This window comes from Shewanella sp. 4_MG-2023 (assembly GCF_030548015.1).
In the GTDB taxonomy this organism is placed as follows: domain Bacteria; phylum Pseudomonadota; class Gammaproteobacteria; order Enterobacterales; family Shewanellaceae; genus Shewanella.
The window spans coordinates 77,133-90,511 of the sequence record NZ_JAUORL010000011.1; the positions used below are offsets into that span (position 1 = coordinate 77,133).

Sequence of the window (13,379 nt, forward strand, 5' to 3'; positions counted from 1 at the left end):
GAATGAAATGGCTACCAAAGTTTTAGTTGTGGATGATTCAAGTTTCTTTAGACGTCGAGTCAGCGAAATAGTGAATCAAGATGACGACCTCGAAGTGGTGGGTGTTGCAGTCAATGGCCAAGAAGCCATCGACATGGCTGAGAAATTAAAGCCACAAGTCATCACCATGGATATCGAGATGCCAGTGATGGACGGCATTACTGCTGTGCGTAAAATAATGGCAACTAACCCAACACCGATACTGATGTTTTCGTCTTTAACCCATGATGGCGCTAAAGCGACGCTTGATGCGCTTGATGCCGGCGCATTGGATTTTTTACCGAAACGCTTTGAAGATATAGCCTCTAAAAAAGAAGAGGCCATTAAGCTACTGCAACTAAGGGTTAAAACCTTAGGCAGAAGACGATTATATAAGCCATTACCAAGAACGGTTACAGCTCGAAATGCAGCAGATGCAGCTAACCCTGCAAGCTTGAGAACCACATTAGCATCGAAACCGGCCTTAAATAATCGCTCGCAAGCGAATAATTCACAGGCCAGTAGCGCCCAAAACGTGTGTTCTGCCAGCGCCATTAGAGCGAGCGGTAAAAAATATAAAGCCTTGCTGATAGGCACTTCAACGGGTGGGCCTGTTGCACTGCAAAAAGTCTTAACGGCATTTCCTGCAAATTACCCACACCCAATATTACTTATTCAGCACATGCCGGCTGCGTTTACGCCTGCTTTTGCCAGTCGCTTAAATAGCTTATGTCAGATTACGGTAAAAGAAGCGCAAAATGGGGATGTACTGCAACCCGGTTGTGCTTATTTAGCCCCAGGTGGCATGCAATTGATGGTGGAGCGAAGTGGTTCATTTGGACGTTTAAAAGTTATCGCCGGTAATGCCGAGATGAACTACAAACCCAGTGTGGATATTACCTTTGCATCAGCCTCAAAAGTGTTTGGCGGTGATGTATTAGCGGTTGTACTTACCGGTATGGGCGCAGATGGCAGAGAAGGCGCCAGAATGCTGAAAGCCGCTGGAGCAACGATTTGGGCACAAGATGAAGCTAGTTGTGTGGTGTATGGTATGCCGCAAGCGGTTACCGTAGCAGGTTTATCAACTCATTCCATTGCTATCGACAGTATGGCGGAGTCCATTATCAAAGAGACGGCCCGTGGCTAAGGTCAACAAGGCAATGAACACCCAACAAATGTCAGTGGTGTTTTTATTGATTATCGCGGTTATTACGCTGGCAGGATTATATTTTGAGGCGGCAAAAACTAACCGCGAATTGTCTCAACAAGTTGCGCAACTAAAAGCATCGCAAGTGTTGTTAATGGTGCCTGATGAGCAGGCAGCGGACATTGCTGCTTGGCTTGGAAAACATCCAGAACCCACCAAAGCATTAGTGCAAAAGGCGGCGAATGGTGAAGCGGTGACATTAAGCCTAGGGCCTGGAACGACAGCTGAAAATAACCAGCACTTTCAGCCAAAGGAACAGCAGAATATACAAACGCTTGAAAACGCTCAAGGGGTAAAAGTAATCCCCTTACCCCATGGTGGGATCAGGATAACCACCCGTGAATCAGACTCACTTTAGAGCAGATTGTAATCTAGTGTAGTCAGTTAATAATCAATTGAATAATAACAATAATAAAGCTATGAGGCGTCATTTGAAAGTTTGGACAATCGCAAATCAAAAAGGCGGCGTAGGTAAAACAACTACGGTTGCCAGCCTTGCTGGCGCGTTAATTAAGCGTGGTCAAAGGGTATTGATGATTGATACAGACCCTCATGCATCGCTAGGTTATTATTTAGGGATTGATTCTGAGCAAATCCCCAGTTCACTTTACGATATTTTTTTGGCGCATAAGCCGTTATCTTTAGCGGATGTTGAAAAGCATATTGTGCCGACCTCAATTGATGGTTTAGATCTTATTCCTGCCTCAATGGCGCTAGCCACATTAGATAGAGCTTTGGGACATCAAGAGGGGATGGGACTGGTTTTACGTAACCTATTAGCCTTGCTAGATGACAAATATGATATTGCTATCATTGATTGCCCGCCTATTTTAGGGGTGTTAATGGTTAATGCTCTGGCGGCAAGTGAACATATAATCATTCCAGTTCAAACTGAGTTTTTGGCCATAAAAGGCTTAGAGCGAATGGTGAAAACCATGGCGCTAATGGGGCGTTCAAAGAAAACAGATTACAGCTTTACCATTTTAGCAACCATGTATGATCGGCGCACTAAAGCGTCACCTGTAGCGTTACAATCCTTGCAGCTAAGCTATCCAGAAACTTTATGGCCTGATGTTATTCCTGTGGATACTAAATTTAGAGATGCCAGTTTAGCCCATGTGCCACTATCCCATCATATGCCCAGCAGCCGTGGGATGAAAGCCTATAATCGCTTACTGGATTTTTTAATGTCTAGGGAGTTAACTCATGTCAAAATCGGTTGATGAAACTGTTTTTGATTTCTTCTCAGTATTATTACAAGAGCCTTCTGATAAGGCTTTAGATGCTGCTACAAGCTGCAATAATCAGACTTCAATCAGCAGACTACAAGTCGCTCAACACACAGACTCTACTAGCAGTACAGAGGTTGCAGAAATTTATGAAGGCTCCCTGCACAATAGTGAAGATAAATATTTACATGCCACAACTAAGTTGGCGGCTCCAAGTCTTCGCTTGCAAACGGTCGCGACGCTGGGTGAATCTTTAAGTTCGTCATTTGCTGAGCCGCAAGTGGATAAAAATGCCTTATCTAAATTATTGGCGGTAGTCTCAGCACCAGTATCAACAACTTCAGAACAATGTGTTGAATCTCCACTTGAGGTAAAGCAAGTACTTAAAGGTACGGTGCAACAGGCAAAGCTGCCAATAGCTCAACCTGCAGCACAGGCCGCGAAATTATCCGTAGTGGATAATAAAGATTCTCAAATCTCAGCCGATATAGATAATCATAAGCGAGCTTATGTTGAAACCGCGGTTATCGACGTCAGTCAGTCGCCCGCTAAAGCTGAATTAGCATCGATTCCGCCAAGTATCACCACAGATTTACAAGATGTTTTAGATGATGAATTTCAGGTGTTATTTTTCAATGTGGCAGGCTTGACGCTTGCGGTGCCATTGGTGAGTTTGGGCGGTATCGTAAAAATTGAACATATTAATCACCTGATAGGGCGCCCCAAATGGTTTTTAGGGGTACAAACTCGTCGAGATCAAAAGGTGAATGTTGTAGATAGTTGCCGCTGGGTGATGCCAGAAAAGTACACCACCGAAATGGCGCAATCTATTGATTATCAGTATATCGTCATGCTTGAAAACAGTGACTGGGGACTGGCATGTGAATCCTTAGTTAACGCGGTAAAAATTAATAAATCTCATGTCAATTGGCGTGAAAAAGCGGGTAAGCGTCCATGGCTTGCCGGCGTAGTAAAAGAACAAATGTGTGGCATTTTAAATGTGCAAGCGCTCATTGAAATGCTAGATGCAGGATTAGGTTGTCAAGATTCGATTGTCTGAGGTTATTTATGACAGATTCAAGAAATGTAGCAGCGGTTGCTGCAGGTAAAGAAGATGTAGTTTTACAGTGGGTTACTTTTAAGTTAGATAACGAAACTTATGGTATCAACGTCATGCAAGTTCAAGAAGTATTACGTTATACCGAAATTGCCCCCGTTCCCGGTGCGCCTATGTATGTGCTTGGTATCATTAATTTACGTGGCAATGTCGTCACTGTGATAGATACTCGTTCACGCTTTGGCCTTGATGCTGCAGAAGTTGATGACTCATCGCGAATAGTCATCATTGAAGCAGAAAAGCAAGTGATTGGTATTTTAGTTGATAGCGTTGCCGAAGTGGTTTACCTACGCCGCTCTGAAATAGATAATGCCCCGAATGTCGGCACTGAAGAAAGTGCTAAATTCATTCAGGGAGTCAGTAACCGAGATAATGAGTTATTGATTTTAGTCGACCTTGATAAGTTACTATCTGACGATGAGTGGGCAGAAATAACTCAGTTATAAGCGTTTTTTGCGTTTCAACTAAAGCCAGCATTATTATTTGCTGGCTTTTGTGTTTTAATGACAAAAATCAGTCTTATCAGGAAGTATGAATGTCGCAAGAATTGCTTATCACTATTGTTATTTATGTTGTCACTTGTGCCGCAATAGCGATGTTTTTTTCAAAAAGAGCCAGCAAGCTGCAAAGCAAAGTAGATGCATTAACTGTGTTGGTAAAAGAAAATGATCGCCAGCGAGAAACCGTTAAACGAGAGCTGCAGGAATTACGCAGTGGCACTATCGGTGTTGGTAAGCGTGTTTTAGAGTTAGAGCAAAAATTAACTAAACAATCACAGCGCCTAGAAGAGGCAAGTCAGCAAGACCCACAATCTAAATTATACTCTAGAGCATTAAAAATGGTGGGGTTAGGTGCTGGAGTGGAAGAGCTGATTAATGAGTGTGAACTACCTAAAGCAGAAGCGGAATTAATTATCCGTTTACATAAAAAGTAGCTCGTCATTTTGCGAAAGCGCTAAGCTTGTTCAATGATTTTTTGATGTAAGTTATCCCATTGCTCTGGAAATTTACCATCTAACATATACACAAATGCAATGAGCTCGGCGATTAAGGTGTAGAGCTCTTGGGGCACTTGTTCACCGAGTGCTAATAACTGTAAAAATTCACTTAAATTCTCATCTTGATGGATATAGACGCCAGCATCTTTTGCTAGTGCTATTATCTCTTCAGCGACTAAATCTTTGCCTGTGGCGGTGACCGTTGGCGCGCTAATGCCATCAAAGCTTAGCGCGACCGCTTTCTTAATTTTAGTCATTATTTGCTCCTAATTTCACGTCTTAAAGTGCATCTTAAGCATTGGTTTTTACTAGATAATGATCGCCTGGTAATAAGGTTGCGGGTACATTATCAATTACCGTGGTGAACTCTCGCGCGACAAAGCCTGCCTGATTTATTTTTATGCTTAATAGCGCTTGAAAATCACTCACTTTATCTAACAGGCTTTGATTTTCACTGGTAAATTTAACATCAAGAAAATCTCCTATCTTATGGGCATTAACCAATAAAGCCCCCTGAGCCAGATTAAATTTTAATTGCAACCGCCAACTTGTTATCGCGCTGTTATCATTAGAAGAGCCCCGTTCAAACTTGCCCTCTAATTGCTCTTTTCGTGGGCCAATGGAGTAAGGCAGCGCTATATACCAAGCGAGATGCTGATTAGCGTCGCTACTCGCTTGTTGGTATCCGCCAAAGCTAGAGGCTAGTTTGCCTAAGGACTCGACGCTGCGGGCTTTATCTAAGGCACTTAAAAGCAATTGGCTTTGGTCAGTGTTGTTGAGTACTTTTTGCTGCAGTTTATCAAGGTAGTGCTGCAATGACGGGCTCAGCTGGGTGTGAGCGCCTTGGCGTTTAAAGCCAATGAGCAACTGAAATAGTGCGCTAATTGCCCCAGCTGTTAATGCTGTATTGGGTAGCTGCTGCGTATTGGCCAGATTTAAGTTGGTTAAGCTCAGTAGCTCTTGTTTTAATAAGCTTTGATCTGCAAGTTGGGTTAATGGCCGTGGATTTAAGCTCGGCAGTAATGCTAATAAAGCACTGACAAGGGTATTAGTTGCATTATTGCTGCAAGCATTTTTAAGTGGCATTGCGCCAGCTTTATGTAAATTTTGTTTCAGTACTTCAACGGGGCTTTTGTTTACTTGAGCCACAGTTGAGCTTGCAGCGTGTTGATGCGAGTTTACCTGTTGCTGAGGTGGTTTTACATTGGTCACCGTGGTTTCAACACTGGCTCTTAAAGGTAGTTGCTCAAGCTTTTTTAATAGCTGACTCAGTAATTGGGCCGGTTCATCTTTTCTTACCACAATATGTTCTGAGATCGCCTTTAACTTATTGTGATTGTTGTCATTGTGGCTATTGGTGTCAATCGCAAACAAATCAGCAGTCGCAACATGCAATATTGGGGTTAATGTTAACAGCGGTTTCCCAGCCACTTGGTTGATATGAGCAAGGTGTTGGCCTTGAGGCAATTTTGCTGATGCTGACACTGAAATCTCAGCCCCGGTATTAAAGCGCAAGTGATTATGTTTTATTTCAACCACAGGTAGCGGGTAACCTTGTGCTCTGGCGGCCAAGGCCAATAATTGCGGTGATGAAATATTATTGCTTTGTGCCAGTTTTAGCAGCTCAATAGGCAGCTTAGTTTGTATCGCAGGTGCGACTAGCACTAACTGCTTATTGGTGAGACTGCTCGTTGTGGCCTGTTTATGAGATGCGGTACCAGTGAGCTTAGTTAATTGCTTTATCGTGTCATTGTTTAACATTAACTGCCCACCAGAACGCAGGATTTGCTGTATTTGATGGCAGGCTGAAAATTGAAATGTTTTATTCGCGACGGCAAAGGTAACCGCGGCATGGTTTTTGGTATCTTGAGATAACTGGGGTATAGATGATGAGCAGGCTGTAGACGCTTGGTTTGTAGCTGATAATAGCGGTGTCGATGATGATTGTGTTGTCGATGATGACCGTATTGAAGATGGCAGCGTAACAGGCACTAAGCTTGCTGGTTTAGCGATATTCGCGCTGGTTAAATTGTGGCGCATTTTTGAGGCTTCAGTTGTCGCCAGTCTTGCTGTGATTAAGCCTTGTGTCATATTTTTTTATCGTCACTCAAGTTGTTTATTGCTATTTACGTAACAATTTACGAAACCATTACCTAACTATCACCTTTAAATATGTTCTATTACAATTTAAGCGTTGATCTCCTACACTCCTTGAGTATCCTTAGCCGTAATTGTTGACTATAGGTGTTGTAGTTGTAGTATTTTTGACTATCAACAGTGATAAATTCGCGCAATTAATACTGTAAATGAAATCTTAAAAGTTTATTTGGCTAACTTAAATAGCGTTACACAGAATAGGTTATACAGACTGTATCGACTTGATAGTCCTTTGCTTTAATCTTCAATGTAAATCTTTGCTAGAGTTAATCTGTAAGCTTTACTGGTAAGTGAATACAAGTTGAATTTGTAATCTAGCGCGACTGAAATAGAGCCTTAACTCAGAGTATTTCAGTATTGAATTTTCCCGAAAGAGAGATGTATGAAGTATAAATTGTTGTTGCTTTCTTTATTGATGGCTTGCAGTGTCTTTTCATTAAAAGCCGAACCTATTCAGCAGGCAAACAAGCCTGATGTCGAAGTCATCTATGATGATCCTCGCGATCCCATAGAGGGATTTAACCGTGCCATGTGGGATTTTAATTACCACTATCTTGATCGTCATTTTTTCCGCCCTATAGCCCATGGATATAATGATTATTTGCCAACACCAGTAAAGTCTGGGGTTAATAATTTTGTGCGTAACTTTGAAGAACCAAGTTCGTTAGTGAATAACGCATTACAAGGTAAGTGGGGCTGGGCAGCCAATGCTGGTGGCCGATTTACCGTTAATACCACTCTAGGACTTTTTGGGGTGATTGATGTGGCAGACATGATGGGCATGACCCGCAAACAAGATGCCTTCAATGAAGTGTTAGGTTATTACGGCGTGCCAAACGGCCCTTATTTTATGGCGCCTTTTTTTGGTCCTTATGTGACAAGGGAACTCGCCTCAGATTGGGTTGATAGTCTATACTTTCCTTTGTCAGAGTTCTTGTTATGGCAGTCAGTCCTTAAGTGGGGCTTGAAAAACCTCGACTCACGAGCATCAGCCATCGATCAAGAACGTCTATTAGATAATGCACTTGATCCATACACATTTGTCAAAGAAGCCTATTTTCAATATATGGATTACAAAGTTTATGATGGCAACGTGCCAGTCAAACAAGATGATGATGAATTACTAGAAGAATATTTATTAGAGCTTGAGTGATATTGCTGAACGATGAGGCTTCTTCGACAGCAGTGCTATCGGGGTAGTTTTATGGCATTAACCAATGTCGCCGTGTTATTAGTTGAAGATGATGCAGTTTTTAGGCAGTTAGTCGCTGACTTTTTAACTCAGCAAGGCGCTGTGGTTTTTGAAGCAGAAAATGGTGAAGAGGGCGTCAAAGCCTTTCAAGCACAGCCTGTTGATATCGTCATTGCTGATTTAAGCATGCCACGCTTAGGGGGCCTTGGTATGCTTAAACAGATAATCGAGTTAAACCCTTCAGTCCCTTCAATTGTCATATCAGGTAATAATGTGATGGCTGATGTCGTGGAAGCTTTGCGCTATGGCGCCAGCGATTACTTAGTCAAACCCGTTTCTGATCTTTTTATCATCCAGCAAGCCATTGAACAAGCTATAGCGCCGCAGGCTCAGTCCGATAAGCTTGATTTTAATGACAGCCATGCAGTTATCAACTCTGCCGCTAAGATGAGCGAAGATTTATCATATCAAGAATTAGCTGATAACTTTAGCCTACTGGAAAGCAGTGCTGAAGCAGCTAAGAGTGTGCAGCAGCAATTGTTTCCTACCTCAAATATTGGTTACCCTAACGCAGATGTTCACTATAGCTTGTGTAAAAATAGTGATGTAAGTGCTTATTTTATCGATTCCACTATGGTGGGAGATAAGCATTTAATGATGTACATGGCGCATTTTTATCCTGAAGATAATCGCGCCGCATTCGGCTGTGTATTAATGCGAAGCTTTGTTAACCAAAAATTAAAACAATACCGTAATGGCGTCAGTAATACCTTAATCGAGCCTTACAATATGCTGAGCTACTTGAATGAGCGTATGGTGACTTCAGGCCTGAACTTGTATGTGGATATGGTGTATGTGTGTGTTGAGCTTGAACACTTCAGAGTTGCGATTGGCCAAGCTGGTAGCGGACTGCGTTGCTATTTACGTAATAATAACGGTTTAGCACCATTGGCGATTTCACCTTCACGACAACTAGGCTCAGATGAGTGGAATAAGCCTAGTATGCAGTTTAGGAGTTTACTGCCAGAAGAAAAGATCTGTATTGTCAGCAGTGATGCAAATCATCGAGCTCGATTACAGAATAACCAATTTAATGGCTTGTTCTATGATGAAGCGCTAGCCGCTGGCGGCTTTATGGAGTTAGCTCTTAAGCTGTAATAGATTAAATGCAAGCTGCCCACGTCATAAACACAGTATTGGATAAATAAAGCTGAAATAAAAAACCTCGCAAATGGCGAGGTTTTTTAATTCATGATGCACTAAAGCTAAGTATTAATGCTTTATTGCTTCATGTTCAGCCGTCACTGCAATTTCTTCAGTTAACGCTTGCTCTTCAGTTTCGTTGTGACCTTCAGCGCCGTGCATCCAATCAACTAGCTTGTCAGCCATGAAGTATAAGATAACCGCTGAGATACCTGCTGTGATCGCAATACCAGCAAAAATAGACATTGCATTGGCAAGTTGATCTTCCACATCACCGCCGTGACCAATTAATGAACCTACTAAGCCACCAATTTTGTTAGCCGCTGCGATAAATAGGAACCAAGCACCCATCATTAATGATGCGATACGCAGTGGAGCCAATTTAGTGACCATTGATAAGCCAATTGGTGACAAACATAATTCACCCATGGTGTGGAAGAAGTATGCACCGACTAACCACCACATGCTTGACTTAGCGTTTGCGTCGCCGCCCATTTCAAGTACAGCACCGATCATGAATAGGAAACCAATACCCAGTAATACTAAACCTAATGCAAATTTAACTGGTGAGTTAGGTTCGTTTTTACCTAAGCGGATCCAAATAGACGCAATAACAGGGGCAAAAACAACGATAAAGATAGCATTAAGTGATTGGAAATAAGTCGTTGGAACTTCCCAACCACCAATCATACGATCGGTAAAGTTGTTAGTGAATAAGTTCATTAATCCGCCAGCTTGCTCAAAGCCTGCCCAGAAAATAACCGTGAATAAACCCATTACCATGATCACTTTAATGCGATCACGTTCAACTTTAGTTAAAGGCTCTTTACGTGTTTCACCTTTAGCTTCATTTTTTTGCTTTTCAAGTTTAGCGGCAGGAACCGTACCGATATCTCCAAGTAGCTTTTGCGCGAATAGGAATTGGATGATTAATGACGCAACCATACCAATACCCGCACAGAAGAAACCTGCTTGCCAGTTGTTAACAAATACTTCTTTGCCGTCAATAACAATGCTATGGCCAAATTGGGTGTATGCCCATGCCACAATGAAACCTGATAATGCCGCACCAACGTTAATACCCATATAGAAGATAGTAAATGCACCATCACGACGGTGATCGCCTTCTTCATATAAGTCACCAACCATAGTTGAGATGTTTGGCTTAAATAGACCGTTACCAATAATCAAGGTGCCTAGGCCAATGTAAAACATGGTTGTTTCTAGACCTGGCATCCAGCTATGTGGTGCTGCTAGGGTAAATTGACCTGCAGCCATTAAGAAGCCGCCAATATAAATCGCTTTACGTTGGCCTAAAATATTATCCGCTAACCATCCGCCAATGAGCGGGGTTAAGTACACTAAACCGGTAAATGTTCCATAAAGAGAAAGTGCGTCTGCTTGAGTCCAACCAAGACCACTACCACCATTAGACTCAACTTTATCGACCAGATAGAGCACCAAAATGGCACGCATCGCGTAATAACTGAATCTTTCCCATAGTTCTGTTGTAAACAGCAGGAAAAGCCCCTTGGGATGACCAAGCATGGTCCCCTGTGGTTTTGCATTGCTCATTAAGTCTTCCACCTTAAGCTTGTGATTTGCCTGCGGGACCACTGTCGCCACAGAAATTGTTGTTTGCAATTGTGATTATGTTCAACGTATTGATATTTTCAGAATAACATTCTGTCGCGTTTCAACTTAGTTGCTATAAATTTAACCACTTTGTTGTTTATTTATTATAGTAAATGTTGTCATTTTAAAGTTTTAAGGATTAAAACCTTAAAAAGCTACCCTTATATACATCTTATAAGCCGTAAAAGTCAATGACCATGGGCGATCAGCGTTTGTAAATGTAGACGTTGAATCAGTTTTTAACCGCTTGCAAAGATACCTTTGTTGTTTTTTTGGTGCTAGTTGGCAAGCTTTTAGCTGGCAAATGCTATTAAAGTCACCATAACAACGGATAACAGAATTTGTGACGATTATTTAGTATGAGGTCGGTTAGCGGGCTGACAAATAGAATCTATACTTGTTTTAATTGTGTAAACGCTTTGCAAATTTTTAACAAGTATATAAAATGTAACTCATTGGATTTTAGTGTCAAAAAAACAATTTTTAGTTTTATTGCATATTAAGTGTCTGGCCATTGAGTGTAATTAACTGACTTTGATGGCGGAGGCAGGATCTTGTATCGACAACTTGTTTGTTTATGCAGCTTAGTTTTTAGCAGTTCAGTGCTTGCTTGGGTTGATAGTGATCTTGATGGCGTACCAGATAAAAAAGATGCCTGTCCCAATACACAGATTAATACAGCTGTACTTGCCAACGGTTGCCAGCAAAGTTTGGGCTTAGTGAGCGTCAGCCCGATATATTTTAATTTTGGCCAGTCTCGGGTGTTAAGGTCGCAATTACCCAGTATTGAGCGGGCGCACCAGCTCATTAAGGACAATAAGCTTGTCAGTATTTCTTTACTAGGTCACACCGACAACATTGGTAGTGAGCAATTAAACGCCAGTTTGTCAGTAAAAAGAGCCCAATCAGTTAAAGATATTTTGGTCGAGCAGTTTGCGATTGATGCCGATGTAATAGAAGTTAGTGGTATGGGGAGTTTGGCTCCCATATCAACAAATCGTACCGCGCTAGGTAGGCAAAAAAATAGACGCGTTGAATTCAAGTTTGAATAATTATTATTAATAAAGGGAGTAAACCATGGAAAGCATCGAGAGTTTGATGGCACAAGCGCCTGAATTTTTAATCACTTATGGATTAAAAGTTGTGATGGCCATTTTGATATTTATCGTAGGTAAATATCTATCTAACGTAGCTAAGAAATTAACTACAAAACTATTACTGGGCCGTAAAATTGATGAAACCGTAGCATCATTTGTCGGTAATTTGGTTTGGGGCGTGGTATTTGTATTTACGATTATCGCAACCTTAGGTCAAATTGGCGTACAAACAGCATCACTAGTCGCTGTATTGGGTGCTGCAGGTTTAGCTGTAGGTTTAGCGCTGCAAGGTTCATTGTCAAATTTTGCCGCAGGTGTGTTGATGGTTATCTTCCGCCCTTGTCGTGTAGGTGATTTTGTTGAAGCCGCTGGTGTAGCGGGAGTGATTGAAGAAATAACTATTTTCTCAACTAAACTTCGTACTGGCGATAACAAGACCATTATTGCTCCAAACTCAGCGATGATGGATGGCACTATTATTAATTACTCAACTAAAGAAACACGTCGAGTTGATTTAGTTATCGGTGTGGGTTACACCTCAGATATCGCAGCAACCAAGAAAGTTATCTCTTCTGTATTAGACAATAATCAATATGTTCTTAAAGATCCTGCATACACTGTTGCACTAGGTGAACTAGCAGATTGTTCTATTAACTTCGTGGTTCGTCCATGGGTTAACACTGCCGATTACTGGCCAGCTCATTTTGAGTTACTAGAACAGATTAAGAATGCGCTAGATGCTGCAGCTATTGAAATTCCATTCCCACAAATGGATTTACATTTAAAAGAAATGCCAGCTAAATAGCCTATTTAGTGCATTTTGTTCACAAAGCCAGCTATTATGCTGGCTTTTTTATGGCCATTTTATCGCAATGATTTCGTGAGGTTAAAAATGTACAATAATATTCTATCTTCAGTCGCAGTGGTTATTGCACTTACCTTGCCTAATGTCAGTGTTGGCAGTGAAGTGACGACAATTACTATGGGCGGTAAGCCGATGGAGTTAGTAGGCCAGCAATTAAGCGTTAATACTCAAGCGCCTGACTTTACCCTTGTTAATGAGATATTCGAGCCCATAAGCCTGGCTGACTTTAAAGGAAAAACCGTATTAATTAGTGCTGTGCCTAGCTTAGATACTGGGGTCTGTGCGTTGCAGACTAAGCGATTTAATAAATCAGTCAGTCAATACAACGACAATGTGGTGATGTTAACTATTAGCACCGATTTACCTTTTGCTCAAAAGCGTTTTTGTCAGGCAGAGCAAGTGGATAAAATAACAGTGCTATCAGATGCTGTATGGCGAGATTTTGGTCATAAATATGGTTTACTGATCAAAGACCGCGGTTTACTTGCGAGAGCTATTTTGATTATTGATACGAACGGAACACTCAAATATAAAGAACTTGTAGCTGAGGTGGCTAATCATCCAGATTACGACGCCGCATTATCGGCATTAAATAAAATTTCTGCCGACTAGCACAAGCTTAAGCACGAATAACTGGGGTAGAATAAGCTAATTTTACAGTA

At 41.6% G+C, this 13,379-nt stretch carries 14 protein-coding genes; 11 read left to right on the top strand and 3 right to left on the bottom strand.

The features are described from left to right. The first annotated feature begins 7 nt into the window (after positions 1–7). The 6 genes from Q4546_RS08260 (at position 8) to Q4546_RS08285 (ending at position 4,505) form a co-directional block, all read left to right on the top strand. Positions 8–1,165 carry a chemotaxis response regulator protein-glutamate methylesterase gene (locus Q4546_RS08260; RefSeq protein WP_102439502.1) on the top strand — a complete coding sequence of 386 codons (1,158 nt, stop codon included), beginning with the start codon at positions 8–10 and terminating at the stop codon, positions 1,163–1,165. Continuing rightward, a complete protein-coding gene (locus Q4546_RS08265; RefSeq protein ID WP_303446080.1) occupies positions 1,158–1,583 on the top strand; it encodes a membrane anchored protein in chemotaxis locus in 426 nt (141 codons plus the stop codon). Before Q4546_RS08260 ends, Q4546_RS08265 begins: the two co-directional genes overlap by 8 nt. 73 nt (positions 1,584–1,656) lie before the next feature. Beyond that, on the top strand, positions 1,657–2,448 hold the full coding sequence (locus Q4546_RS08270; protein ID WP_102439503.1) for a ParA family protein: 792 nt from the start codon (positions 1,657–1,659) through the stop codon (positions 2,446–2,448). Then, positions 2,432–3,514 carry a chemotaxis protein CheW gene (locus tag Q4546_RS08275; protein WP_303446081.1) on the top strand — a complete coding sequence of 361 codons (1,083 nt, stop codon included), beginning with the start codon at positions 2,432–2,434 and terminating at the stop codon, positions 3,512–3,514. The genes Q4546_RS08270 and Q4546_RS08275 overlap by 17 nt, the downstream gene beginning before the upstream one ends. An 8-nt stretch (positions 3,515–3,522) precedes the next feature. Beyond that, positions 3,523–4,017, top strand: a complete 495-nt coding sequence (locus Q4546_RS08280; RefSeq protein WP_076540271.1) for a chemotaxis protein CheW — start codon at positions 3,523–3,525, stop codon at positions 4,015–4,017. A gap of 89 nt (positions 4,018–4,106) precedes the next feature. Then, complete coding sequence (locus tag Q4546_RS08285; RefSeq protein ID WP_102439505.1) at positions 4,107–4,505, top strand: DUF2802 domain-containing protein; 399 nt, start codon at positions 4,107–4,109, stop codon at positions 4,503–4,505. A 20-nt stretch (positions 4,506–4,525) separates the two neighbouring features. Here Q4546_RS08285 and Q4546_RS08290 read toward each other — a convergent pair whose 3' ends face one another. Together Q4546_RS08290 and Q4546_RS08295 are read right to left on the bottom strand one after the other, a co-directional pair. Continuing rightward, positions 4,526–4,825 carry an EscU/YscU/HrcU family type III secretion system export apparatus switch protein gene (locus Q4546_RS08290; protein ID WP_102439506.1) on the bottom strand — a complete coding sequence of 100 codons (300 nt, stop codon included), beginning with the start codon at positions 4,823–4,825 and terminating at the stop codon, positions 4,526–4,528. Between the two features lie 34 nt (positions 4,826–4,859). Next, positions 4,860–6,659, bottom strand: coding sequence for a hypothetical protein (locus Q4546_RS08295; protein WP_303446082.1), 1,800 nt, complete (start codon positions 6,657–6,659; stop codon positions 4,860–4,862). A 481-nt stretch (positions 6,660–7,140) separates the two neighbouring features. On the opposite strand from Q4546_RS08295, the gene Q4546_RS08300 reads away from it, so the two are divergent. Together Q4546_RS08300 and Q4546_RS08305 are read left to right on the top strand one after the other, a co-directional pair. Continuing rightward, on the top strand, positions 7,141–7,878 hold the full coding sequence (locus Q4546_RS08300; protein WP_241901018.1) for a VacJ family lipoprotein: 738 nt from the start codon (positions 7,141–7,143) through the stop codon (positions 7,876–7,878). Positions 7,879–7,929: 51 nt separating this feature from the next. After that, positions 7,930–9,075, top strand: coding sequence for a response regulator (locus tag Q4546_RS08305; protein ID WP_303446083.1), 1,146 nt, complete (start codon positions 7,930–7,932; stop codon positions 9,073–9,075). Between the two features lie 114 nt (positions 9,076–9,189). Here Q4546_RS08305 and Q4546_RS08310 read toward each other — a convergent pair whose 3' ends face one another. Further along, positions 9,190–10,695: a peptide MFS transporter gene (locus tag Q4546_RS08310; protein WP_102439510.1), complete on the bottom strand. Its 1,506-nt coding sequence runs from the start codon at positions 10,693–10,695 to the stop codon at positions 9,190–9,192. 614 nt (positions 10,696–11,309) lie between these two features. Here Q4546_RS08310 and Q4546_RS08315 point away from each other — a divergent pair. The 3 genes from Q4546_RS08315 to tpx all read left to right on the top strand — a co-directional run bounded on the left by Q4546_RS08315 (position 11,310) and on the right by tpx (position 13,329). After that, positions 11,310–11,807 carry an OmpA family protein gene (locus Q4546_RS08315; protein WP_277869331.1) on the top strand — a complete coding sequence of 166 codons (498 nt, stop codon included), beginning with the start codon at positions 11,310–11,312 and terminating at the stop codon, positions 11,805–11,807. 25 nt (positions 11,808–11,832) lie between these two features. Next, the gene (locus tag Q4546_RS08320) at positions 11,833–12,657 is read left to right on the top strand and encodes a mechanosensitive ion channel family protein (protein ID WP_102439512.1); all 825 of its coding nucleotides are present in this window, start codon (positions 11,833–11,835) and stop codon (positions 12,655–12,657) included. A gap of 87 nt (positions 12,658–12,744) precedes the next feature. Beyond that, entirely contained in the window at positions 12,745–13,329 is a 585-nt protein-coding gene (tpx, locus tag Q4546_RS08325; RefSeq protein WP_102439548.1) for a thiol peroxidase, read from the top strand. Positions 13,330–13,379: the final 50 nt, after the last annotated feature.